Annotated in this window: 18 protein-coding genes; 13 read left to right on the top strand and 5 right to left on the bottom strand. The window is 67.3% G+C overall.

Annotated elements, in window-relative coordinates; all coding sequences use genetic code 11:
• Nucleotides 1-72: 72 nt before the first annotated feature.
• Complete coding sequence (locus KV110_RS26290; protein WP_218469935.1) at nucleotides 73-957, bottom strand: PAC2 family protein; 885 nt, start codon at nucleotides 955-957, stop codon at nucleotides 73-75.
• A gap of 172 nt (nucleotides 958-1,129) precedes the next feature.
• On the opposite strand from KV110_RS26290, the gene metH reads away from it, so the two are divergent.
• The 10 genes from metH to KV110_RS26245 all read left to right on the top strand — a co-directional run bounded on the left by metH (nucleotide 1,130) and on the right by KV110_RS26245 (nucleotide 14,504).
• Nucleotides 1,130-4,726 carry a methionine synthase gene (gene metH / locus KV110_RS26285; RefSeq protein ID WP_218469934.1) on the top strand — a complete coding sequence of 1,199 codons (3,597 nt, stop codon included), beginning with the start codon at nucleotides 1,130-1,132 and terminating at the stop codon, nucleotides 4,724-4,726.
• Between the two features lie 527 nt (nucleotides 4,727-5,253).
• Entirely contained in the window at nucleotides 5,254-6,987 is a 1,734-nt protein-coding gene (locus KV110_RS26280) for a serine/threonine-protein kinase (protein WP_218469933.1), read from the top strand.
• Nucleotides 6,988-7,163: 176 nt separating this feature from the next.
• The gene (locus KV110_RS26275) at nucleotides 7,164-7,835 is read left to right on the top strand and encodes an HAD family hydrolase (protein ID WP_281427685.1); all 672 of its coding nucleotides are present in this window, start codon (nucleotides 7,164-7,166) and stop codon (nucleotides 7,833-7,835) included.
• 149 nt (nucleotides 7,836-7,984) lie between these two features.
• Nucleotides 7,985-8,848 carry a HalD/BesD family halogenase gene (locus KV110_RS26270; RefSeq protein ID WP_218469932.1) on the top strand — a complete coding sequence of 288 codons (864 nt, stop codon included), beginning with the start codon at nucleotides 7,985-7,987 and terminating at the stop codon, nucleotides 8,846-8,848.
• 59 nt (nucleotides 8,849-8,907) lie between these two features.
• Nucleotides 8,908-9,744, top strand: coding sequence for a class I SAM-dependent methyltransferase (locus KV110_RS26265; RefSeq protein WP_218469931.1), 837 nt, complete (start codon nucleotides 8,908-8,910; stop codon nucleotides 9,742-9,744).
• A complete protein-coding gene (locus tag KV110_RS26260) occupies nucleotides 9,741-11,555 on the top strand; it encodes a choline/carnitine O-acyltransferase (RefSeq protein ID WP_218469930.1) in 1,815 nt (604 codons plus the stop codon). Before KV110_RS26265 ends, KV110_RS26260 begins: the two co-directional genes overlap by 4 nt.
• Nucleotides 11,556-11,857: 302 nt before the next feature.
• A complete protein-coding gene (locus KV110_RS26255) occupies nucleotides 11,858-12,121 on the top strand; it encodes a phosphoribosyl-ATP diphosphatase (protein ID WP_218469929.1) in 264 nt (87 codons plus the stop codon).
• Between the two features lie 48 nt (nucleotides 12,122-12,169).
• Nucleotides 12,170-13,021, top strand: a complete 852-nt coding sequence (hisG, locus tag KV110_RS26250) for an ATP phosphoribosyltransferase (protein ID WP_218469928.1) — start codon at nucleotides 12,170-12,172, stop codon at nucleotides 13,019-13,021.
• A gap of 125 nt (nucleotides 13,022-13,146) precedes the next feature.
• Nucleotides 13,147-13,281: a hypothetical protein gene (locus KV110_RS41860; RefSeq protein ID WP_281427684.1), complete on the top strand. Its 135-nt coding sequence runs from the start codon at nucleotides 13,147-13,149 to the stop codon at nucleotides 13,279-13,281.
• Nucleotides 13,281-14,504: a YeiH family protein gene (locus tag KV110_RS26245; RefSeq protein WP_218469927.1), complete on the top strand. Its 1,224-nt coding sequence runs from the start codon at nucleotides 13,281-13,283 to the stop codon at nucleotides 14,502-14,504. Before KV110_RS41860 ends, KV110_RS26245 begins: the two co-directional genes overlap by 1 nt.
• A gap of 234 nt (nucleotides 14,505-14,738) precedes the next feature.
• Here KV110_RS26245 and KV110_RS26240 read toward each other — a convergent pair whose 3' ends face one another.
• Entirely contained in the window at nucleotides 14,739-15,650 is a 912-nt protein-coding gene (locus KV110_RS26240; RefSeq protein WP_218469926.1) for a RecB family exonuclease, read from the bottom strand.
• A 79-nt stretch (nucleotides 15,651-15,729) separates the two neighbouring features.
• On the opposite strand from KV110_RS26240, the gene KV110_RS26235 reads away from it, so the two are divergent.
• Nucleotides 15,730-16,563, top strand: coding sequence for a tRNA (adenine-N1)-methyltransferase (locus KV110_RS26235; RefSeq protein ID WP_218469925.1), 834 nt, complete (start codon nucleotides 15,730-15,732; stop codon nucleotides 16,561-16,563).
• 58 nt (nucleotides 16,564-16,621) lie between these two features.
• On the opposite strand, the gene KV110_RS26230 is transcribed toward KV110_RS26235, so the two are convergent.
• Nucleotides 16,622-17,131 carry a WKL family lipoprotein gene (locus KV110_RS26230; RefSeq protein ID WP_218469924.1) on the bottom strand — a complete coding sequence of 170 codons (510 nt, stop codon included), beginning with the start codon at nucleotides 17,129-17,131 and terminating at the stop codon, nucleotides 16,622-16,624.
• Between the two features lie 179 nt (nucleotides 17,132-17,310).
• Between KV110_RS26230 and arc the strand changes: the two genes are divergently transcribed.
• Entirely contained in the window at nucleotides 17,311-19,071 is a 1,761-nt protein-coding gene (gene arc / locus KV110_RS26225) for a proteasome ATPase (protein WP_218469923.1), read from the top strand.
• Nucleotides 19,072-19,135: 64 nt separating this feature from the next.
• On the opposite strand, the gene KV110_RS26220 is transcribed toward arc, so the two are convergent.
• Both KV110_RS26220 and KV110_RS26215 read right to left on the bottom strand, forming a co-directional pair.
• The gene (locus tag KV110_RS26220; RefSeq protein ID WP_218469922.1) at nucleotides 19,136-22,045 is read right to left on the bottom strand and encodes a tetratricopeptide repeat protein; all 2,910 of its coding nucleotides are present in this window, start codon (nucleotides 22,043-22,045) and stop codon (nucleotides 19,136-19,138) included.
• Nucleotides 22,046-22,131: 86 nt separating this feature from the next.
• Nucleotides 22,132-22,470, bottom strand: a complete 339-nt coding sequence (locus tag KV110_RS26215) for a hypothetical protein (RefSeq protein ID WP_218469921.1) — start codon at nucleotides 22,468-22,470, stop codon at nucleotides 22,132-22,134.
• Nucleotides 22,471-22,636: 166 nt separating this feature from the next.
• Between KV110_RS26215 and KV110_RS26210 the strand changes: the two genes are divergently transcribed.
• Nucleotides 22,637-23,896 carry a carboxylesterase/lipase family protein gene (locus tag KV110_RS26210; protein ID WP_218469920.1) on the top strand — a complete coding sequence of 420 codons (1,260 nt, stop codon included), beginning with the start codon at nucleotides 22,637-22,639 and terminating at the stop codon, nucleotides 23,894-23,896.

Below are 23,896 nucleotides of genomic sequence, written 5' to 3'. Positions count from 1 at the left end.
AGCCGCTTCGCGGCCGACATGCGGCCCCTCGGTGAACACTGGGCAAACCAATGTTATTCGGGCTCAACCACTTCAGAGTCCGAAGCTGCCCGGACCCCGCCTGCGCAGATACTTCTCGAACTCGGCCGCGATGGCGTCGCCGTCGATCTTGGCCATCGCCTCGTTCACGTCGACCGCCGCGTCGCCCCGCTCCTCGAGCGACCGCACGTACTCGGTGACCTCGTCATCGCCCGCGGTCATCTCGTTCACCGCGGTCTCCCAATCCTCGGCCTGCGAGGGCAGTTCGCCGAGCGGCACCTCGATGTCGAGCACATCCTCGACCCGATGTAGCAGCGCGATCGTGGCCTTCGGGTTCGGCGGCTGGGAAACGTAGTGCGGCACGGCGGCCCAGAACGACACCGCGGGCACACCTGCCTTCACACACTGGTCTTGCAGCACCCCGGTGATCCCGGTGGGACCCTCGTACCGGGTTTGCTCGAGGTTGAATCGCTCGGCGGCTTCCTTGCTGTACGCGGACCCCGTCACCGGAACGGGACGGGTGTGCGGCGTATCGGCGAGCAACGCGCCGAGGATGACCACGGTCTGCACGCCCAGTTGTTCGATGAACTCCAGCAGGTCGTCGCAGAAGCTGCGCCAGCGCATGTTCGGTTCGATCCCGCGCAGCAGCACGATGTCGCGGTCGCTGCCCGGCGGCGAGCACACCGAGAGCATGGTGGACGGCCACTGGATTTCCCTGGTCACGCCGTCCACCTGGCGCACCGTCGGGCGGTTGACCTGGTAGTCGTAGTAGTCCTCGGAATCGAGTTCGGCTAGCGGCTCGGCGTCCCAGATCAATTCCAGATGCTCTACGGCGCCGCTTGCGGCGTCGCCCGCGTCGTTCCAGCCTTCGAAGGCCGCGACCAGCACCGGTTCCCGCAACGTCGGCAGTTCCGGATCGGGAGTTTCACTGGGGTTCACTCGGTCAGCATAGTGCGCGCAGCCGGACGAAGTCCGTCATCAAACCACGCACGGCCGCCGCGAAGGGCGAGGTACGCCGGATGTGTGCGGAACTGGGCGGCCGGACGCCCGGCGTGTTCGGCAACGGCGGCGGGGGACAGGGCTGTCTCACCCGACCATTACGCTTGATCACATGTCTGCGTCCATCCCCGCCGAGTTCGACACCACGCTACTCGACACATTGCGCCGCCGTGTCGTGATCGGTGACGGTGCGATGGGCACGATGTTGCAGGCGGCGGACCTCACGCTGGACGACTTCCTCGGCCTCGAGGGCTGCAACGAAATCCTCAACGACACCCGCCCGGACGTGCTGCGCAGCATCCACCGCGCCTACTTCGAGGCGGGCGCGGACGCGGTCGAGACGAATACCTTCGGCTGCAACCTGCCCAACCTGGCCGACTACGACATCGCCGATCGCATCCGCGACCTGTCCGAGCGCGGCACCAGGCTGGCCCGCGAGGTGGCCGACGAGATGGGCCCGTCCGCCGATGGCACGCCGCGTTACGTGCTCGGCTCGATGGGGCCGGGGACGAAGCTGCCAACGCTGGGCCATGCTCCTTATATCGCGTTGCGCGACGCGTACACCGAATCCGCGCTCGGCATGCTCGAGGGCGGCGCTGACGCCATCCTGATCGAGACCTGCCAGGACCTGCTGCAGGTCAAAGCGGCGGTGAACGGCAGCCGGGAGGCCATGCGGCTGCTCGGGCGGCGCATTCCGATCATCACCCACGTGACCGTGGAGACCACCGGCACAATGCTGGTCGGCAGCGAGATCGGCGCGGCGCTCACCGCGCTGGAGCCGCTCGGCATCGACATGATCGGCCTGAACTGCGCGACCGGTCCGGCCGAGATGAGCGAGCATCTGCGGCATCTGTCCCGGCACGCGCAGGTCCCGGTGTCGGTGATGCCGAACGCGGGTCTGCCGGTGCTCGGCGCCAACGGTGCCGAATACCCGCTGTCACCGGAGGAACTGGCGGTCGCGCTCAGCGGCTTCGTCTCCGAGTTCGGGCTCGCGCTGGTCGGCGGCTGCTGCGGCACCACCCCCGAGCACATCAGGCAGGTGACCGAGGCGGTTCGCGAGATCGAGCCGAAGTTGCCGCCGCTGGACGAGCGCCGCGCTCCGGCCCACGAGCCCGCGGTGTCCAGCATGTACACGGCGGTGCCGTTCGAGCAGGACGCCTCGATCATGATGATCGGCGAGCGCACCAATGCCAACGGCTCCAAGGCATTCCGGGAAGCCATGCTGGCCGAGGACTGGCAGAAGTGCCTGGACATCGCCAAGGACCAGACCCGCGACGGCGCGCACATGCTCGACCTCTGCGTCGACTACGTCGGCCGCGACGGCGCCAAGGACATGGAGGCGCTGGCCAGCAGGCTGGCCACCGCGTCGACGCTGCCGATCATGCTCGACTCCACCGAAACTCCGGTGCTGAAGGCGGGTCTGGAACACCTGGGCGGCCGCTGCGCGGTGAACTCGGTGAACTACGAGGACGGCGACGGTCCCGAATCCCGTTTCCAGCAGACCATGCAGCTGGTCGCCGAACACGGCGCCGCCGTGGTCGCGCTGACCATCGACGAGGAGGGCCAGGCCCGCACCGCCGCGAAGAAGGTGGAGATCGCCGAGCGGTTGATCGCCGACATCACCGGCAACTGGGGCTTGCTGGAGAGCGACATCATCATCGACACGCTCACCTTCACCCTCGGCACCGGTCAGGAGGAGTCGCGCCGGGACGGCATCGAAACCATCGAAGCCATCCGGCTGCTCAAGAGCAAGCATCCCCAGGTACAGACCACCCTCGGCCTGTCGAACATCTCCTTCGGCTTGAATCCCGCGGCCCGTCAGGTGTTGAACTCGGTGTTCATGCACGAATGCGTGCAGGCCGGACTGGATTCCGCGATCGTGCACGCCTCGAAGATCCTGCCGATGGCGCGTATCCCCGACGAGCAGCGCGAAACGGCGCTGGACCTGGTGTACGACCGGCGCGGCGAGGACTACGACCCGCTGCAGAAGTTGATGGGACTGTTCGAAGGCGTATCCACGTCGTCGTCGCGGGCCTCGCGCGCCGAGGAGATGGCGGCGCTGCCGCTGTTCGAGCGGCTGGCGCGGCGCATCGTCGACGGCGAACGCAACGGCATGGAGGCCGACCTCGACGAGGCGATGCAGCAGGTGCCGCCGCTGCAGATCATCAACGAGACGCTGCTCTCCGGCATGAAGACCGTCGGTGAGCTGTTCGGCTCCGGACAGATGCAGCTGCCGTTCGTCTTGCAGTCGGCCGAGGTGATGAAGGCCGCGGTCGCGTACCTGGAGCCGCACATGGAGGCCACCGACGACAGCGGCAAGGGCCGCATCGTGCTGGCCACCGTCAAGGGCGACGTGCACGACATCGGCAAGAACCTGGTCGACATCATCCTGTCCAACAACGGCTACGAGGTGGTGAATCTGGGCATCAAGCAGCCCATCGCGACCATCCTCGATGCCGCCGTGGACAAGAAGGCCGACGTCATCGGCATGTCCGGGCTGCTGGTGAAGTCGACCGTGGTGATGAAGGAGAACCTGCAGGAGCTCAACGCCAAGGGTGTGGCCGAGCAGTTCCCGGTGCTGCTCGGTGGGGCGGCGCTGACCCGCGGTTATGTCGAGAACGACCTCACCGAGGTGTACGAGGGCGACGTGCACTACGCCCGCGACGCCTTCGAGGGCCTGCGGTTGATGGACGACATCATGACCCGCAAGCGCGGCGGCGGCATCGATCCCGACAGCCCCGAGGCGATCGCAGAGCGGGAGAAGGCGGCCGAACGCAAGGCCCGCCACGAACGGTCCAAGCGCATTGCCGAGCAACGCAAGGCGGTCGAGGTGCCGATCGAGGTGCCCGCGCGCTCCGATGTCGCCGCGGACGTGCCGGTGCCGGTGCCACCGTTCTGGGGCACCCGGGTAGTGAAAGGCCTGGCGCTGCACGAGTATTCGGGGCTGCTCGATGAGCGGGCACTGTTCCTCGGTCAGTGGGGTCTGCGCGGCCAGCGCGGCGGCGAGGGGCCGAGCTATGAGGAACTGGTGGAGACCGAGGGCAAGCCGCGGCTGCGGCTCTGGCTCGACCGGCTGAGCACCGAGGGTGTGCTCCAGCACGCCGCCGTGGTGTACGGCTACTTCCCTGCGGTGTCCGAGGGTGACGACGTTGTCGTGCTCACCGAACCGAATCCCGGTGCGGCCGAACGCTATCGGTTCACCTTTCCGCGCCAGCAGCGCGACCGCTTCCTGTGCATCGCCGACTTCATCCGGTCACGCGAGCAGGCCGAGGCGACCGGTCAGGTGGATGTGCTGCCGTTCCAGCTGGTTACCATGGGCCAGCCGATCGCCGACTTCGCCAACGAACTCTTCGCGGCCGACAACTACCGCGACTACCTCGAGGTGCACGGCATCGGCGTCCAGCTCACCGAGGCACTGGCCGAGTACTGGCACCGCCGCATCCGGGAGGAACTGACCCTGGACGGGCACGCGGTCGCCGACTCGGACCCCACCGACGTCCTCGACTACTTCAAGCTCGGCTACCGGGGCGCGCGCTACTCCTTCGGCTATGGCGCCTGCCCCGACCTGGACGACCGTGCCAAACTGGTCGACCTGCTCGAGGCCGACCGCATCGGGGTTGTCCTCTCCGAGGAACTCCAACTCCATCCGGAACAATCCACCGACGCGTTCGTCCTGCTGCACCCCGAGGCGAAGTACTTCAACGCCTGACCGCGTGCCCCAACGGCTTCGTCGTTGGGCTGTCACAGAGCGTCCAGACGCCGCACAGGGCTTACACCCCCTGTGGGGCTTATAGACGCTCTGTGAGTCCTCGCAACCCGTCCTCGCTACGCCACCGCGGCCAATGGGTGGCGTAGCGATCCGTTATGCGTACCGTCGGCCGGTTGTGATCGTGATCACGCTGTGGCGGAACAGTGTTCGCGTGCCGCAAGGGCCTTGGCTACCTGCTCGTATGCCATGATTTGGGCAAATCCCGACGCGCCGAGTGGATTTCGTGACTCGGCGTGGCGCAGCGCTGACCTGGGGGATCGCCCGGGCGTTCACGGTGAGGTGGATGTCGGTCGGGTGGGTATGCCATTGTCGGAAGCGTTGCAACTGCATCCGGAGCAGTCGGCGGATGCGTCGCCATCGCTGCTTACGGGTGCAAAGGACTTCGGCGCGTGGCAATTTCGGGGATTTCCCGGCGTTGCGCGCCAGTGCAGTACCGGCTCGGCGCGTAAGCAGGAAGGCACAACACCATGACGGCGGACCGATTGATCGCGGGACGGTATCGACTCACGGATCCGATCGGCACAGGTGCCATGGGCGTTGTCTGGCGCGGCACGGACGTCCGGCTGCGGCGCACCGTCGCCGTGAAGCAGTTGATCCTCGGGCCGGGCCTGTCGCGCGAGGCGGCGCTGGAGGCGAAACTGCGCGCCATGCGCGAGGGCCGGATCGCGGCGCGGCTGCACCACCCGAACGCGATCACCGTCTTCGACGTCGCGGAGGAAGACGGCCAGCCGTGGTTGGTCATGGAATACATGGACGCGCCGAGCCTGGCGGCCAAACTCTCCGGCAAGCGCACCCTGGCCCCGGCGGAGGTCGCGCGCATCGGCGCGCAAGCCGCGGGCGCACTGGCCGCCGCGCACAAGGCGGGCATCATGCACCGCGACGTGAAGCCCGCGAACCTGCTCGTCGGCGACGACGGCACCGTGAAGCTCACCGACTTCGGCATCTCCCGGGCCGTCGGCGATGTCACCGTCACCGCCACCGGATTCCTCGCGGGCACCCCCGCCTACCTGGCACCGGAGGTGGCGCGCGGGGAGAACCCGGAACCCGCCTCCGACGTATTCGCCCTCGGCTCAACGCTGTACGCCGCGGTGGAGGGCCAGCCGCCGTTCGGTGAGGGCGACAATCCGCTGGCTGTGCTGCACGCCGTCGCGCGCGGCCAGGTCCCGGAGCCGAAGCAGGCCGGTGTGCTCGGGTCGGTGCTGATGCGGCTGCTCGCCCCGACGATCGACGCGCGCCCGACCATGCGGGAGGCGCAGCAAGCTCTCGAAGCCGTTGCGGAGGGCCGGGTTCCGAAGCTGGGGACACCGTCGCTCACCAAGGCGCTGCCCGCGCCGGGAGCGGATGCGACGACCGTGCTCCCGCAACCGGGCACCGATGCCGCGAGCAGCACGGCGAACGCGACCGCCGCGACGGCACTGGTGCCGACCGCAGCGCTGGCCAACGCCGCGCCGCAGGCGAATCCGGCTGCGGCCGAATCCGTTTCCGCGCAACCGCCGATCCCGCCACGCCGTGCGGCGACCACCATCCCCGGCGGCGCGGGCGGCGGGCCGCAACGTAACCGCGCCATGGCCGTCGGTGCCGCCGCGTTCGTCGCGGTGCTCCTGGTGATTGGACTCGTCGCCTACATTGTCAACGGTGACCGCAAGGACGAGGGCGGCACTGCCGCACCGTCGGTGACCACCGTGTCCGCCGCACCCGAGGGCCCGCCGCCCCCCGCCAACGCGGCGAGCACCGGCCAGGAGGCGCCACCGGCTCCGGTAAGCACCCCAGAGCCGTCGCCCCCGCCGAGCCCGACGCCCGCGCCGTCCTCGACGACGCCCACACCTACGCCCACGCCGAGCCCCACCCCGAGCAAGGCACCGCCCACGACCGTCACCGCGACACCCTTCGGCCCGCCCCCCGCGGCCAGCGTCGCCCAATTCATCCAGGGCTACTACAGCATGCTGCCCGGCAACACTTCCGCTGCCTGGTCGCAGCTCACGCCCTCCTATCAGGCGCAGACCGGCGGCTACGACGCCTACGTCCGGTTCTGGAGCGCCATCCAAGCGGTGAGCGTGGGGAGTGTCACGCCGAGCGGTGAGAGCCGGGCGACCGCATCGATCACCTACACGATGAAGTCCGGTGAAAGAAGGTCGGAGAGCCGCTGGTTCCAGGTCGTGTCGGAGAACGGGCGCATGCTGATCGCCGGGTCCGGGGCCTAGGCGCTCTGTCGCGATGCGGTAGAGCGCTGCCGGGATGCGCAGCGCCTTGCCGGACAAGATCCGACGCGAACTGTGCCGCCGGTGCACCACGCAGCCGAATGCCGGAGAATAGCTCGGGGCGGCGACCGTCATCGTGGCCTGGGTCGACCGTTAACCAATGAGGAGATGTACCGCACGTGACTGCGCGACTAGCCGCCGTTCTCTGGGATATGGACGGCACGTTGCTGGACTCGGAGAAGCTCTGGGACGTCGCCGTGCGCGAGTTGGCTCGCGAGCACGGGCACGAGATGACCGACGAGCTGCGGCACGCGTTGATCGGCGCGTCCGGGCCGGACGCGCTGCGGTTGATCTTCACCGGTCTCGGCATCGAGTCGACTCCGGAGGCACTGGGGGCGGCGGGGGACTTTCTGGAGTGGCGGGTGACCGAGTTGATGACCGGTCCCATCCCGTGGCGTCCCGGTGCGAAGGACGCGCTCGCGTTGGTCAAGGAGGCAGGACTCGCTTCGGCGCTCGTCACCAATACCAAGCGGTCGCTTACCGAATTCGGATTGGACACGCTCGGCCGCGATTTCTTCGACGTGTCGGTCTGCGGTGACGAGGTGGCACGCGGCAAGCCCGAGCCGGACGTCTATCAGCGGGCCGCTGAGCTGCTCGGCGTCGATCCGCGTGACTGTGTGGCCGTGGAGGATTCGCCGACTGGCACCCGCGCGGCGCGGGCGGCGGGTTGCGCGGTGATCGTGATCCCGTGCGAGATTGCCGTTCCGGACGGACCTGGCCGAACGTTCCGTGACTCGCTGGTCGGGCTCACGATCGAAGACCTCGAACAAGCGCTGAAGCTGCGCGGCTGACCGGCCACCGTTCGACACTCCCGACCGCGCTCTACCGAGAGTTACTGTGCCGCAACGGTAGTGAGTGCTGCTGGGAGCTGTGACGGCGATCACCGGCAATCTCGCCGAATCTCGGGCGTGTCGGCGGTGCGCTCCACCAGAATGTCGCCATGGCAGCGTTGGGTGTCCTCGACGAGATCGTTGATACCGCACGGTATCCCCTCGCCGAACCGGAGGACCCCGGCCGGCGCAGCGCGGTGCGGCGAGCCCGCACGGAACTGGACGAGAGCGGCTGCACCGTCCTGCGCGGTTTCATCCGGCCGGAACTGACCGAGACCCTGCGGGCACAGGGCGAGGCGATGGCGCCGCACGCGTACTACGAAGTCGAGCGGGTGAACGCCTACAACATCCCGCTGGACACCGAGCTGCCCGCGGATCATCCGGGGCGTATCGTGCTCGAGCGCGGAAACGCCTTCGTGCCCCGCGACCGCATCCCCGGCGACGCGCTGATCCACCGGCTCTATACCGACAGGCGCTTCCAGCGTTTCGTCGCGGACTGTTTCGGCCTGGCCGAACTGCACGAATTCGCCGACCCGCTGGCCGGACTGTGCCTGAATGTCGTCGCCCCCGGCATGTCGCATCCGTGGCACTTCGACACCAACGAATTCACCGTCAGCATGCTGACCCAACCCGCGGAGTCGGGCGGAATCTTCGAGTACTGCCCCAACATTCGCACGCCGGAGGCCGAGCGCCTCGATGACGTCCGCGCCGTGCTCACCGGCTCGGGTGAGCGGTTGATCCAGCGGCTCGACCTGCGCCCCGGCGACCTGCAACTGTTCCGCGGCCGCTTCTCGCTGCATCGCGTATCGCCCGTCGCCGGTGCAGGCCAACGGCATTCGGCGATCTTCGCCTACACCGACCGGCCGGGCGTGATCGGCACGGTGGAGCGCACCAGGCAACTCTTCGGCCGCGTACTACCCGATCATCTGGCCGCCGCGGCCGACGTTGTCCGCGGTGACCGATTGCTCGACTGAGCTGAACACCCGTTCGACCCAGTGATCGGGAGAAACCGCTCGACCCGAGAGGAACGACTGTGGCAGTGCCGTTACACGAGACCGGGAAAGCCTCCTTCGACGACATCTACGACCGTCCCGATCCGCGCGACTACTACGCCCGCATGTCCGACCTCGACTATCGAATCCCGGAGCTCGCGAAACCCGTTTTCCAGCAACAGATTCGGGAATACCGCGCCTCGGCCCGGGTAACCACGCCCACGGTGCTCGACATCGGCTGCTCCTACGGCGTCAACGCCGCGCTGCTGCGCTTCGACACCTCCATGAAAGAACTCGCCGAGCACTACCGCAGCGCGGACGGGGACCGTGCGACCCTCATCGCCCGCGACCGCGCGGACCTCGGCACCCGAGACGAACTTCCCGATGTCCGGTTCCTCGGTATGGACGCCTCCGCGCCCGCGCTCGCCTACGCCAAGGAGACGGGGCTGCTGCACGACACCGTGCACGCCGACCTCGAGTCCGGCGAGCCCACTGATGCGCAGCGGGAGGTGCTGGCCACCGCCGACATCATCATCTCCACCGGCTGCGTCGGCTACGTCACCGAGAAAACGCTGGCCCGCGTGGCCACCGCGCATCCGCGTCGGCGGCCCTGGATGGCACACTTCGTGCTGCGCATGTTCGACTTCACCCCGATCGCCGCGGAACTGGCCGCGCTCGGCTACCGGACCGAACAGGCGCCCGGGCTGTTCGAACAGCGCAGGTTCGCCTCCGCGGCCGAGCAGACCCAGGTGCTGAACACCCTGTCCGCCAAGGGAATCGACACCACCGACCGGGAAGCGGACGGCTGGCTCTACGCCGGCCTGTATCTATCGAGACCGTTGCCGAAGCACCACGCCGACACCGAGGACCAGCATTGACCGAACGCACCTTCGCCGCCGACGACCACCTGCCCCGGGTGCCCCTGCCGACGCTGGAGGACAGCTGCGCCCGATTCCTGCAGTGGTGCGCACCGCTGTTGACCGCGGCCGAGCTCGCCACCACCGAAGCCGCGGTCGCCGACCTGCTGCGCCAGGACGGGCCCGGTCGCACACTGCACGCGGCACTGGCGGAATACGACGCCGCCGCGGGCGTCGGTAGCTGGCTGGACCTGTTCTGGCCGTCGCGGTACCTGGGCAGGCGCGACCGCATCGCATTGAACGCCAACTTCTTCTTCCTCTTCCGCGACGACACCACGCTGGCCACCTCGACGGCCGCGACCCAGGTCGATCGCGCGGCCGGAATCATCTCCGCCGCAGTGGATTACAAGCTGTCACTGGACGCCGAGGCGATCCCCGCGGTGACCCAGCGCGGGCAGACGTTGTCCATGTGGCAGAACAAATATTTATTCTCCGAGACCCGCATCCCGGGGGAGCAGCAGGACAGCGTTCGCGTCCCGTACAGCCCGGAATGGCCGGGCCCGTCCACGGCCAAGCATGTGGTGGTCTTCTTCCGCGGCCACATGTTCCGGATGGACGCGATCGGTCCCGACGGCGCGCCGTACTCGCTGGACGACCTCGCCGACGGACTGCGAGCGGTGCTGAAGGCCGGTGCGCGGTCGACCCGAACCGATTCCGCCGTCGGGCATCTCACCACCAAGGCGCGGGCGGAATGGGCGGCGAGCAGGCAGGCGCTGCTCGCCGAACCGACCAATGCCGCGGCGCTGAATACCATCGAGACCGCGCTGTTCTGTGTTTGCCTGGAGGACTTCGCCCCGCGCGACGAGCTGCACGCCTGTGATCAGCTGCTGCACGGCGACAGTGCCAACCGGTGGTTCGACAAGTCGGTGTCGTTCATCGTCTTCGGGGACGGTCAGGCTGGCATCAACGTCGAGCACTGCGGGCTGGACGGCACCACCATCCTGTCCTTCGTGGACACCTTGCTGGAGACTCCGGCGCAGGAGCACGCCGCCCGGTCGGGGGCGAAGGCGCAGGGGATGCCCGCCGTCGAGCCGATCGACTTCGTGCTGGATGCGGCGCAGCGCAACGATATTGCCGAAGCCGGTGCCGATTTCGCCCGCTACGCCGCCGAAAATGCCACGCAGACGGTCTCTTTCCCGGACTTCGGCACAACGCGCGCCAAACAGCTCGGCATCTCACCGGATGCCTTCGCGCAGTTGAGTTATCAGCTCGCCCACCGGCGCAGCAAGGGAATCACCGGCGCCACTTACGAATCCATCGCCACCCGCCAGTACCGCAACGGCCGCACCGAGGCCATGCGGGTGGTCACCCCGGAAATGGTGGCGTTCGTGGACGCGATGCAGGACCCCACGGTCGACCAGCAGGGCAAGCTGGCCGCCGCGCGCACCGCGGCCGCCGCGCATGTCGAACGCGCCAAGCAGTGCCAGGCGGGCGCGGCACCTGAACAGCATCTGTGGGAACTGCAGTGGATCCAGCGTCGTCGCGGCGCCGAACTCGGTGTCACCGAACCGATCGCGCTCTTCGACAGCCCGGGCTGGCTGATCATGCGTGACGACTACCTGAGCACCAGCTCGGCGCCGTCGATCAACATCCGCTACTTCGGTTTCGGCTCTACCAGCCCCCGCTGCATCGGTGTCGCCTACGTTCTGCTGCCGGACCGGTGGAACCTGTATCTGGCCACCCCGACCCCGGTCGCCGACCAGATGCACGCCTTCGCCGACCATCTGCGGACCGCCGTCGCTGATCTGGAGGCGTTGCTCGCGCGGGGCTGACCCGGCCCCACCGTCGCCGCCCGCTGCGGCGCTCATTCCCGGCGCGGCCGGTGCGCTGACCGGCACCCGGTTCGAGGCCCCGCGAGGCCGCGCGCCACGAGCACCGCGTGGGATGGGCTGCGGCGAGCTCACCGTCCGGCCCCATCGGGGCCGGACGAGGTGGCACAGGGCGAACAATCGGTCGGCGCGGCGCGAACAACCGGCCTCAGGACGCCCGGCATGTTCGCCGCTGCGAGTGCCGCCGAAACCCGGAATGGGCCGGAGCAACGGTCCCGCACACGGGTCTGAAACAATGGCTCATCATGAAGAACTTCGAAACCCTGTTCGCCGAGCTGCAGGAACGTGCGGTTACCCGCCCCGAGGGGTCCGGAACCGTGGCCGCGCTGGACGCCGGCGTGCATAGCCAGGGTAAGAAGGTGCTCGAGGAGGCCGGCGAGGTGTGGCTGGCCGCCGAGCACGAGAGCGACGAGTCGCTCGCCGAGGAGATCTCGCAGCTGCTGTACTGGGTTCAGGTGCTGATGGTGGGTCGTGGACTGAAGCTCGAAGACGTGTACCGACATCTGTGACGGCCGCGTCTTACTCCGCAGTTTCTCCTTCCGAAAGGACCCCATCCCATGCTGCGCGTCGCAGTCCCCAATAAAGGCGCCCTGTCCGAAGCCGCCACCTCCATCCTCAGCGAGGCCGGTTATCGCAGGCGCACCGATTCTCGCGACCTGACCGTACTCGACCCGGCCAACCAGGTGGAATTCTTCTTCCTGCGGCCCAAGGACATCGCCATCTACGTCGGGTCCGGTGAACTCGACCTCGGCATCACCGGCCGCGACCTCGCGCTCGATTCCAGCGCTCCGGTCAGCGAACGGCTCGCCCTCGGCTTCGGCCGCTCCACCTTCCGCTACGCCGCCCCGGCCGGGCAGGCATGGAAGGTCGAAGACCTGTACGACAAGCGCATCGCCACCTCCTACCCGAACCTGGTGCTGGCCGATCTGCAACGGCGCGGCATCGAGGCCGAGGTGATCCGGCTGGACGGCGCGGTGGAGATCTCCATCCAGCTCGGCGTCGCCGATGCCATCGCCGACGTGGTCGGCTCCGGGCGCACGCTGCGCCAGCACAACCTGGTCGCCTTCGGTGAGTCGCTGTGCGACTCGGAGGGCGTTCTGATCGAGCGCACCGGCTCGGACCAGCAGGAACGGGCCCGCAACCAGCTCATCGCCCGCATCCAGGGCGTCGTGTTCGGCCAGCAGTACATCATGCTGGACTACGACTGCCCGAAGGAGCTGCTCGATCAGGCGGTCGAGATCACCCCTGGTCTCGAGTCGCCGACGGTGTCCCCGCTCGCCGACGAGGGCTGGGTCGCGATCCGCGCGATGGTGCCGCGCAAGCAGGGCAACGAGGTGATGGACCAGCTCGCCGAGCTCGGCGCCAAAGCCATCCTCGCCTTCGACATCCGCTCGTGCCGGGCTTTCTGAGCCGGATTATCGCGCCTGTTTTGTCTTGTATGCGTGAATAATTCACGCTGAACGCAACCGGTGCGCCTGGTGACCGGGTGTTGCTACCGTGCGGCCTCTCGATGAGGAACGCAAGGAGCACACCCGTGTCACAGACATCGCCCGAGGAACGTTCGGGTAGCACATTCGCTTGGAGCGAGGACTGGCTGGCGGCGATCGTCGGACTGGCGCTGATCGCGTTGGTTCTGCTCGGCGTGATTCCGGATTGGCTGGTGCCGTGATGCCGGATATCGAAGCGCGTGACGGCAATACGTCCGGTGGGTCCGCTGTCGAGGGTGGCGTGGTGACCGCCACGTCCGAAACAGCTACGGGCGCGGACTCTTTCGCGCCGGTGAAGTCGGAAACAGCGGCATTGCAGGCGGTCTCGCGTCCCACGGTGGGTGCCGTGGTGGCGGGGATCGCGGTGGTGGTTGTGCTCGGCGCGCTGACCCGCTACTTCGACACGCAAGTGCCGCGCTGGGCGGCCGATACCCCGTTCACCAGGGTGGCGAAGTCGATCGAGTTCCCGGTGTACGCCATCGCGATCGGGTTGCTCGGCAATGTCATTCTCGCCAAACTCGCACTGCGTGACCGACTTTCGGCCGGTTTCCGCACCGAGTTCTTCATCAAGACCGGGGTGGTGCTGCTCGGTGCCTCGATCAACCTGAAGATCCTGGTGACCGCGGCGGGTCCGGCGATTCTGCAGGCGCTGCTGTTGATCACCGTGGTGTTCGGCTTCACCTGGTGGCTCGGCGGGCGGCTCGGGCTCGACGACAAGCTGCGGGCGCTGCTGTCCTCGGCGGTGTCGATCTGCGGCGTCAGCGCGGCCATCGCGGCCGCCGGTGCGGTGCAGGCGAAGCGTGAGCAGATCGCCTACGCGGCCTCACTGGTCATCATCTTCGCGCTGCCGTCGATCTTCGTGTTGCCCTGGCTCGCCGATGTTTTCGGACTTTCCGATGCTGTCGCGGGCGCTTGGATCGGCGGCAATATCGATACCACGGCGGCGGTCGCGGCGTCGGGCGCCATCGCGGGGGAGAAGGCGCTGCAGATCGCCACCATTGTCAAGACCACGCAGAACGCGCTGATCGGCATCGTCGCGATCGCGTTGACGGCGTACTTCACGGTGAAGGTGGAACGCGCCGCCGGTGCGGTACGGCCCTCCGTGCGGCAGTTCTGGGACCGCTTCCCCAAGTTCGTCCTGGGTTTCCTCGCCGCCTCCGTGATCGGCACGCTGTACCTGCAGTCCGTCGACAAGAAGTCCGGCACCGCCCACATCGCCATCATCAACGACCTGCGCACCTGGTTCCTGATCTTCGCGTTCGTCTCCATCGGCCTCGAGTTCTCCCTGCGCGGCCTACGCGAAGCAGGCTGGCGCCCAATAGTCGTCTTCGGCTCCGCGGTACTGGTGAACCTGCTCGTCGGCCTAGGCCTCTCGATCGTCCTTTTCCGCACCTTCACCCTCTGATCTCGCGCCGCCGCGCACGAATCCTCGCGCTGCGCACGAAATCGCAAGGGATTTCGTGCGCGGGGTGAGGTTTGGTGCGCGGCATTGTGTTTCGTGCGTGGTCGAGGCGCGCTGCTGGGTGTTGGGCGTATGGCGGATGGCGGATGGGCAAGGGTGTCCGCGTGCCTTGGCCGGGGCGTGCTCGTCGTAGTGCTTGCCCCGCCGCAGATCAAAGGGGACCAGGAACACCAGGGGTCAGTCGGCTACCGCATCGGCGAGGGTTTCGTCCGGCGATTCGGTGGTTCCGCCGTCGGGCCAGCCGGGGTAGGGGGGTGGGGTGCCGCCGAATTCGGGGCAAAGGGGTTTGTAGTCGCAGTAGGAGCAGAGCCAGCTGGTGTTGGGCTGGAAGTCGCCGGTGCGGCCTGCCTCGAGGATGGCCTGCCAGAGGGCGGACAAGGTGCGCTCGAAGCGGAGCAATTCCTCCTCGTCGGGCGCGTAGGTGAGGATCTGCTCGTCGGCCAGGTAGATCAGGCGCAGCTGAGTCGGCACGATGCCGCGGGTGCGCAGCACGACCAACGCGTAGAACTTCAGCTGGAACAGCGCCCTGGTCTCCTGGGTGGGTCCGGGGGAGCGGCCGGTCTTGTAATCGACGACGCGCAACTGTCCGGTCGGCGCGACATCGATCCGATCGACGAAGCCGCGCAACAGAACTCCGTCATCGAGCTCGACCTCCACCCGCGCTTCCCTTGACTCCGGGTCGAAGCGCGTCGGGTCTTCCAGCCGGTAGTAGGTTCGCACCAAGGTGCGCACCTCGCCGAGGAAACCGGCCAGCTCGTCGTCGCTGATCAACTCGGCCACCTCGGCCCGCTCCGCCGACACCCGCGCCCACGCGGGCACGATCAGGTCCTCTGCCTGCTGTGGCCGCCGTTCGCTCGCGGGCAGCCCGTACAGGTCCTCCAGCACCGCGTGCACCACCGTGCCGCGGACCGCGTGCCGGGTCGGCGCCTCGGGAATCCGATCGATCGCCCGGAACCGGTACTTAAGCGGGCACTGCTTGAAATCTATTGCCCGCGAAGGGGAGAGCGCGGGTCGCGAGCGACCCGCCGCCGCACCGGGATCGGGCACTGGCGCACCGTCGGCAGGGGGCGTGGACACGGGCGAGCTCATACCTGGCAGGCTATCCGGCGGCACCGACACGCCGGTGCGCTACCGATCAGAGCATTGCTCGACCAGCGAACGGAGATTCATGACGGCCAGACGGACCGGGCCATTCACCCTCGGTGACCGGGTACAGCTGACCGATGCCAAAGGGCGCCTGTACACGGTGGTCTTGGAGGAGGGCAAGGAGTTCCACACCCACCGCGGCGGTATCAAGCACGACAGCTTGATCGGCGCCGACGAAGGCACCGTGGTGAACTCGACCAACGGCACCCCGTATCTGGCCTTGCGCCCGTTGCTGATCGATTACGTGCTGTCCATGCCGCGCGGCGCCGCTGTCATCTACCCGAAAGACGCCGCGCAGATCGTGCACGAGGGCGACATGTTTCCCGGCGCGCGCGTGTTGGAGGCGGGCGCGGGCTCCGGCGCGCTGACATGTTCGCTATTGCGTGCCGTCGGGCCGCAGGGCGAGGTGATTTCGTACGAAATTCGCGAGGATCATGCTGAGCATGCGATTCGCAACGTGGAAACCTTCTATGGCGAACGACCGGCAAACTGGTCGCTGACGGTGGGGGACGTCGCGGACTTCGACGGCGAGCCGGTCGATCGCGCGGTGCTGGACATGCTGGCGCCGTGGGACGCGCTGCCCGCCGTGGCCAAGGCGCTGGTGCCTGGTGGCGTGCTGATCATCTACGTCGCGACGGTCACCCAGTTGTCCAAGGTGGTGGAGGCGCTGCGCGAACAGGAATGCTGGACCGAACCGCGCTCGTGGGAGTCGATGGTGCGCGGCTGGCACGTGGTCGGTCTCGCGGTGCGCCCCGAGCATCGCATGCAGGGCCATACGGCGTTCCTGGTGAGCGCGCGCAGGCTTGCTGAGGGCACGGTGACCCCCAAGCCGCAGCGCAGGCCCTCGAAGGGCTGACGCGCGCGTTGCGCGCCGGGCCGAGGGTGCCCGCAACACCCTGGGCCTCCGCTTCGGGTCAGGCGGGAACGCAGGGCGCCTGCGCGAAGCCGAGCATCAGGCAACCGCTCGCATCCGAGAGCTTCCAGGTTCCGTCGACGTTCTCCCAGGTGAGCGGCATGGGAGGAACCGCGCCGTGCGGCGAGGTGATGGTCACTTGAGCGGTGGCCGTATTGCCTTGCGTTGTGATGTCGGCCACTGCGTAGGTCAGTGTGTAGCCTGCCAGCCCCTTGTTCATCTGATCGATGTTCGCCGTGCGCTTTTCGCCGTCGACTATGAGCTTGGTCTTGTCAGCGGTGGGTACAGCGGGGTCGGACAATTTGACGAGCACGCCCTGCAGTGTTTCGGCGGTCGGCGCCGCGACGGCGCCGGTCGCCGCCGTGCTGCTCGAGGCCACTGCGCTGGAGGAAGAGACCTTGTCATCGGATTTGTTGTCATCAGAACTACAGGCCGCGAGCCCGACGGTAGCGGCAAGCGCGGTAGTAGCGATAGCAACGGAAACGCGGAGAATCCTGGCGGGAAGGAGCATATTCAGCAACCTTTCGGCTCGGTCGGCGAGTGGGCTCACCGAGTGCGGGTTAGGGCAGGCTAACATGGTCATCCGCCCGTCGATCGCAGCCCAGATGTGATCACGACGAAACCATGTCGGAAAGCGAGAACGGTTCGCGCCCGGTAGCGTTGATAGACCGGGACTGGGAGGAGCAGCACATGAGCCCCATCGAGAATTCGGATTCGGCGGCCTGGAGAGAGCTCGAGGCGGTACGCGCCGAAGCGGCTGCACTCCGCAGGCAACTCGCCGATTCGCCGGATCGTGCACGGGAATTGGAAGCCCGCATCGATTCGCTGACCATTCGCAACACCAAGCTGATGGACACACTCAAGGAAGCGCGGCAGCAGCTCGTCGCCTTGCGTGAGGAAGTCGATCGGCTCGGTCAGCCGCCGAGCGGATACGGGATCCTGATCGGGGTGTACGACGATCAGACGGTCGACGTGTTCACTTCGGGTCGCAAGATGCGGTTGACGTGTTCCCCGAACATCGAGACCTCGACCCTCGAATACGGTCAGACCGTCCGCCTCAACGAGGCGCTCACGGTTGTCGAGGCAGGCATCTACGACGCGGTCGGCGAGATCGGCACGTTGCGGGAGATCCTCGATGACGGTCGCCGCGCGCTGGTCGTCGGTCATGCCGACGAGGAGCGCGTCGTCTGGCTGGCAGGCCCGCTCGGCAAGCTCGCGGAGGCCGACGATCTGGAAGACCCCGACTACCCGATTCGCAAACTGCGCCCTGGTGATTCGCTGCTGGTGGACACCAAGGCCGGGTTCGCGTTCGAGCGCATCCCCAAGGCCGAGGTCGAAGACCTTGTGCTGGAAGAGGTTCCGGACGTCGACTACGGCGACATCGGTGGTCTCGGTCGGCAGATCGAGCAGATCCGCGATGCCGTGGAATTGCCCTTCCTGCACAAGGATCTGTTCCGCGAATACGCGCTGCGCCCGCCCAAGGGTGTGCTGCTCTACGGTCCGCCCGGCTGCGGTAAGACGCTCATCGCCAAGGCGGTGGCCAACTCGCTGGCCAAGAAGATCGCCGAGGCGCGTGGTGAGGATGCCAAGGAAGCCAAGTCGTTCTTCCTGAACATCAAGGGCCCCGAGCTGCTGAACAAGTTCGTCGGCGAGACCGAGCGCCATATTCGGATCATCTTCCAGCGGGCCCGCGAGAAGGCGTCCGAAGGTACGCCGGTGATCGTGTTCTTCGACGAGATGGATTCGATCTTCCGCACCCGTGGCTCGGGCGTGTCCTCCGATGTGGAGACCACGGTCGTGCCGCAGCTGCTGTCGGAGATCGACGGCGTCGAGGGACTCGAGAACGTCATCGTGATCGGTGCCTCCAACCGCGAGGACATGATCGACCCGGCCATCCTGCGGCCAGGCCGGTTGGACGTGAAGATCAAGATCGAACGGCCGGACGCGGAGTCGGCACAGGACATCTTCTCCAAGTACCTCACGGAGACGCTGCCGCTGCACGCCGACGACGTCGCCGAGTTCGGTGGCGACAAGGCACTGTGCATCCGCGCGATGATCGAACGGGTCGTCGACCGGATGTACGCCGAGAGCGAGGACAACCGCTTCCTGGAAGTCACCTACGCCAACGGTGACAAGGAAGTCCTGTACTTCAAGGACTTCAACTCCGGCGCCATGATCCAGAACATCGTGGACCGGGCCAAGAAGTACGCCATCAAGGCCGTGCTCGACACCGGCAACCCCGGCCTGCGCATCCAGCATCTCTACGATTCGATCGTGGACGAGTTCGCCGAGAACGAGGACTTGCCCAACACCACGAATCCCGATGACTGGGCCCGCATTTCGGGCAAGAAGGGCGAGCGGATCGTCTACATCCGCACCTTGGTCACCGGCAAGAACGCCAGCGCCAGCAGGGCGATCGACACCGAGTCCAACACCGGCCAGTACCTGTAAGGGCTTCAGCCGAACAAAAGGCCGCGCTTCCCTTGGGAGCGCGGCCTTTTCGTGTTCAGCTGCTTCATGGAGCTTCATTGACCGGTGGTTCCCGGAGGAGATGGAGCTGCAATGCGACCATCTCGGTGAGCAGATCGTCGTCGCGGTGAAGCCGGTGGAGGTCGGACAGCAACGCTCCGAGATCTTCGATGGCACCGGCGGTGTCGCCGCTCGCTCCCCGAAGTACGGCAAGCCGATATCGAGTATCGAGACTGGAGTCATGGTCTGGACCCAGTACTTCGACCTGCTCGGCGTGCAGCTCTGTCAATCGGCCTATGGCTGAGAGGGTTTCGCCGCTCCGCCAATACCAGTCCGCGATCTCGTAGCTCAGCTGTGTGCGCTCCTTATCGGCACCGCCAAGCAGACGGCTGCGGTCGGCGAGCAGCTTGTCCAACTCCGCGGCAGCACGCCCTGGATCACCGGCCTCGCCGTGGCAATGGGCGAGCGCGCGGCGTGCGGCGTGTGTGTCGGGATGATCGGGGCCGAAGACCCGCAGGTGCTCTGTGAGGACGCGGTCGAGTTCGGCGGCGGCCCCGACGGGGTCACCTAACTTGCCTCGGCATTGGGCGAGTGCGCCGCGGGTGGTGAGTGTGTCGGGGTGGTCGGGGCCGAGGACGCGGAGGCGCTCGGTCAGCAACTGCTCGAATTCGGCGGCGATCGTCGTCAGATCATCGTCTTCGTCGATTCCTGGTATAGAGCCCATCTCCGGCAGGTGACGGCCGCGTTCTCTGAGGCGGGCGGTCAGCGCTTGCGCGAATTCGACGATTTCTCTTCTGGTCTGGTAGTTCGCGGCCCGCCAGACGGCCAGGTTGTGTCGTGCGGCCAGGGTGGCCGGTGCGTCGAGGCCGAGCACGGTGACGAAGGAAGGCAGCCACGCCGCCCAAGTCTCCCGGTTGTCCTCGACAACCTTCGCCACCGTGTTCTCGAGATAGGCGACGGCCGCCGCGCCGTCACGGTAGGCCAAGTAGTGGCGGACCGCTGAGTCGCGGGCATACTCCGCGGCCTGATCGGCGGAGTCGGCTTCGATAGCGGCGGTGATCGCCCGATGCGCGTCTTCGACTTCGATTCCTAGCCTTGACGTTTCGGTAATAAGCGCGGGCAGCAGCGCGCCGTGGGTGACACCAAGCGCCTCGCTTGCCGCACCCGGTCGACTGCGACTGACCAGCACCCCGAGCCCAACCACTAGGTCGCGGATCTGCGCAGTGCTCAACTCCGCGCCGAGCTGCGCCATCGCGGCCGCCGCGAGTTCGATCGGCAGCACCGGTCCCGCGCCGGCGGCGACCAGCACCCCCAGCAGTGGACCGATTGCCGTGCGGATGGCCGGATCCGCGGCCACGATCGCATCGCCGACCCGGTGCGCTATCAGCGTGTCCAGCCCGATTCCCTGACTGACCTCCGCGGGTGTGACCATGGAGTCGACCTCGATCAGCAGCCGCGCCACCAACCAGCCACCCGCAACGGCATGCGAGCCGCTGAACACGCTGGTAGGTGTTTCGGCGAGCAGGGCATCGATCCACCTGACCCACGCCTCGGAGTGGTAGCGGGCGAGTTTGGAACGCGTGGATCCCAGGAGGATGTCGGCAATGTCCCGGGCAGACGGCTCCGACAACGTAATCCGGTGCATGTGCGCCAGTTCCGGTGCGTCTTCGACCCCGGTTCCGGTGCGGATGCTGATCACCAGGCGGACGTGGGTGAATTCAGCACTGGTCGTGAGGTCCGCGATCGCGCGGATAAGCAGATCGCGGCTGCCCGTTTCGGGCTGGTCGAGCCCGTCGAGCACGATCGTGACTCGTGTTCCCGGCGACGCGAGGCGGGCGAGCGGCAGCCTGACCTCGATGTCGAAGGTGTCCGGCTTGGGATCGCTTCGCTCGGCGAGCAATCGGACTTCGCGCAGCGCGTCATCGAAACCGCGGAGGCGGCTGCTCAACTGGGCCGAAAGTTCGGCCGCGACGGCCTCCATCGAGCTGTTGACCGTCAGAAAGACTGCCGCAGTGACGTATTCGGGCGCGATCGGCAAGCCATCCACGATGGTGGGCCGAATCAGCATCGCCATCACGGTCGATTTCCCGGCGGCAGGCGGTCCTACGACCGCACGCAGGCGGTGACTGCCACTCTCGACGATTTCGGTAAGTCGTTCGCGGATGGTGCCGGTCAGTCGGAGCCGACGAGTGAGGTGATCGACGAACCCGGCGGCTGGTCGGCCTGTCAATGCATCGCGGCGGCGAGCCATATTCGGGACCAGCCAGAGGCCGGGGTCGCCGCCGGGGGATGCGGATTCGTTGCCCATAGCGTAGGAAAGATGTTGCGGGCGTTGCTGAACGCAGCGTGCGGCAATCGGGTCGACCAGATCCGAGGGGAGCAGATTTTCGCCTCGTGCCGCGAGGCCTTCTTCGAACGCGCCGAGCATCGTTCTGGTGAAGCAGCCTTCGTAGGCGGGGCCGTCGTCGGAGGCGACCAGCAGTTCCACCCGTCCCGCCGATCTGGCGAGCAGGTCGGTCCATCGTCGCGCCGCGCCGCGCACACCTTCCTCGGCCTCGCAGGCGTCGATCAGGACGACAAGGCCGTCGAGCGCGGACCGATTCAACCGTTCCCGGATCGTCTGGGTCAGGTGCACAGCCGTTCGTGAGTCGGGCAGCGCGGGCGAATCATAGGCGAGGAGGTAGAAGTCTTCGGGACCGGTAGTGATGCCGTGTCCGATGAAGGCCACCAGCAAGCTTGCCTGCCGGTCTCCTGCCGTGTCGAAGGCCGTGCCGATGACGTCTGCGAGTTCACTTGCGCCAGGATTGATTACGGGTCCGGCGTGCGCGGTCGCCGGTGCCCACGCGCCGACGCTGGTGAGACTGGCGTACAGGTCAGTGGCCAGGCGATGGACGAAGCCCAATTCCGGTAGTGCCGCGCACTCCGACCCGACGACCAGGGCCAACCGTCCTCCCACGAAGGGAAACATACCCCGCTCCGCTGGCGCGCGGACAACAACGAAGGGCCGCGCTCTCGACGGGGCGCGGCCCCTTCGTTCGCTGCTCAGCGCAGGCGGACGTCGGTGAGGATGCCGAGACCCATATTGGGATAGCCGCCGATGCAGGGGACGGTGACGCCCTGGGAGAGGTTGCCGAAAGCCCACTGGTTGTAGGGGCCCAGGCCGGGGCCGAAGCCGTAGGTGAGGTAGGGGCCGACGCAGGTGATGTCGACGATGCCCCAGCGGGCGGGGTCGGCCGGGCAGGTCACGGTCGCACCGGTGAGTTGCCGGTTGAAGGTGCAGTCCTGGGCGTTTGCGGTGCCGGTGCTGCCGAGGACCGTGACCGCTGCGGCACCGAGGGTGACGCCGAGGGCCGCGATCATGCCGCGTTGGCGCATCATCATGTTCTCCTCCTAGGTTGGAATCACCTGAGCATGGCGGCCGGTGGTAGGCGCGGCGTCCTCCGAACGGAGGATCTTGCAGGTGTAGTTCGGTGACCGAATCCGTTGTGACGGGTCGGGGAGCGGCGCGTGGTGGCTCGGTGGACCTGGGCGGGGCAGACTCGAACGCATGACCAGTGAGCTCAATCGTTCGATGATCGTAGAGACCGCTGCGGGCAAGGTGCGCGGCGTTGCCGACGGTCCGGTGACCATCTTCCGCGGAATTCCGTACGCGCAGGCTGCGCGCTTCGGCGCACCGCAGCCGGTGCGGCCATGGCACGATGTGCGCGACGCCACCGAATTCGGTCCGGCCGCACCGCAATTGCCGTCGCGGCTGGAACGGGTGATGGGGCCGTTCGAGGTGCCACAGGCGGAGGATTGCCTCTCGTTGAACGTGTGGGCACCGCCGGGAGCGGGTCATCCGGTGCTCGTCTTTCTGCACGGCGGCGGATTCTCCAGTGGCGCAGGCCGACTCGACTGGTACGACGGGGCAGAGTTCGCGGCGCAGGGTGACGTTGTCGTGGTGACGGTCAACTACCGGCTCGGTGCGCTCGGGTTCCTTCGGTTGCCGGGGGTGAGCGACGGCAACCTCGGTCTGCTCGACCAGATCGCCGCGTTCACCTGGGTGCGGGACAACATCGCCGCGTTCGGCGGTGACCCGGACCGGGTGACCGCGGCGGGCCAGTCCGCGGGCGCGATCTCGCTGGTGGCGATCTTGTCGGGTGAGGGGGGCAGCGGACTGTTCCAGCAGGCGATTCTGCAGAGCGCACCGCTCGGCATGCTGCCCGCGACGCCGGATGAGGCGGCGCGGACCGGCGCGATGTTGTTGCAGGAGTTGGGCATCGAGGCGGACCAGCTCGGCGAGGTGCCGGTCGGTGCGTTGCTGGCCGCGCAATTGGCTGTCGCGAGCCGAGCGGCCGCACCGTCGCGGGTGATACCGCCCTTTCAACTGGTGGGGGACGGGAGGGTAGTTGCCGCCGACCCGGTGGACACGGTGAGCCGGCGCGGGGACGGTATGCGGATCCTGCTGGGCACGACGTGGGACGAGGCGGCAGCGTTCTTCTCCGACGACTGGACCGCGATGCAGGCGGTGTCGGAGCAGTTGTTCCGCGCGCCAACCCGGCAGTTGGGCGAGTCGCTCATCGAGCACGGCGGCAATGCCTGGAGCTACGAGTTCGACTGGCATCCCGGGCACAGCGAGTTCGGTGCGTGTCACTGCCTCGAACTGGCTTTCCTGCTCGGTAGCGCGGCGGCGTGGCAGCACGCACCCATGCTCGGCGGCGAGCGGCCGCAGGGCCTGGTCGACGAGATGCGCCGCAGCTGGCTCGGGTTCATCAAGGATGGCGATCCGGGGTGGGAGCAGGGCAGCACCACGCACTTCACTGGCTGA

The organism is Nocardia iowensis (assembly GCF_019222765.1).
In the GTDB taxonomy this organism is placed as follows: Bacteria; Actinomycetota; Actinomycetes; order Mycobacteriales; family Mycobacteriaceae; genus Nocardia; species Nocardia iowensis.
Note: the sequence above shows the minus strand (reverse complement) of the source record. Positions and strands in the feature narration are given on the sequence as shown.

What these genes read in the sequence shown, in the direction of transcription:
- KV110_RS26245 (WP_218469927.1), top strand. Translation starts at nt 13,281, where the DNA reads ATGCCGGATATCGAAGCGCGTGACGGCAATACGTCCGGTGGGTCCGCT.
- hisG (WP_218469928.1), top strand. Translation starts at nt 12,170, where the DNA reads ATGCTGCGCGTCGCAGTCCCCAATAAAGGCGCCCTGTCCGAAGCCGCC.
- KV110_RS26270 (WP_218469932.1), top strand. Translation starts at nt 7,985, where the DNA reads ATGGCAGCGTTGGGTGTCCTCGACGAGATCGTTGATACCGCACGGTAT.
- metH (WP_218469934.1), top strand. Translation starts at nt 1,130, where the DNA reads ATGTCTGCGTCCATCCCCGCCGAGTTCGACACCACGCTACTCGACACA.
- KV110_RS26255 (WP_218469929.1), top strand. Translation starts at nt 11,858, where the DNA reads ATGAAGAACTTCGAAACCCTGTTCGCCGAGCTGCAGGAACGTGCGGTT.
- KV110_RS26230 (WP_218469924.1), bottom strand. Translation starts at nt 17,131, where the DNA reads ATGCTCCTTCCCGCCAGGATTCTCCGCGTTTCCGTTGCTATCGCTACT.
- arc (WP_218469923.1), top strand. Translation starts at nt 17,311, where the DNA reads ATGAGCCCCATCGAGAATTCGGATTCGGCGGCCTGGAGAGAGCTCGAG.
- KV110_RS26215 (WP_218469921.1), bottom strand. Translation starts at nt 22,470, where the DNA reads ATGATGATGCGCCAACGCGGCATGATCGCGGCCCTCGGCGTCACCCTC.
- KV110_RS26210 (WP_218469920.1), top strand. Translation starts at nt 22,637, where the DNA reads ATGACCAGTGAGCTCAATCGTTCGATGATCGTAGAGACCGCTGCGGGC.
- KV110_RS26235 (WP_218469925.1), top strand. Translation starts at nt 15,730, where the DNA reads ATGACGGCCAGACGGACCGGGCCATTCACCCTCGGTGACCGGGTACAG.
- KV110_RS26240 (WP_218469926.1), bottom strand. Translation starts at nt 15,650, where the DNA reads ATGAGCTCGCCCGTGTCCACGCCCCCTGCCGACGGTGCGCCAGTGCCC.
- KV110_RS26280 (WP_218469933.1), top strand. Translation starts at nt 5,254, where the DNA reads ATGACGGCGGACCGATTGATCGCGGGACGGTATCGACTCACGGATCCG.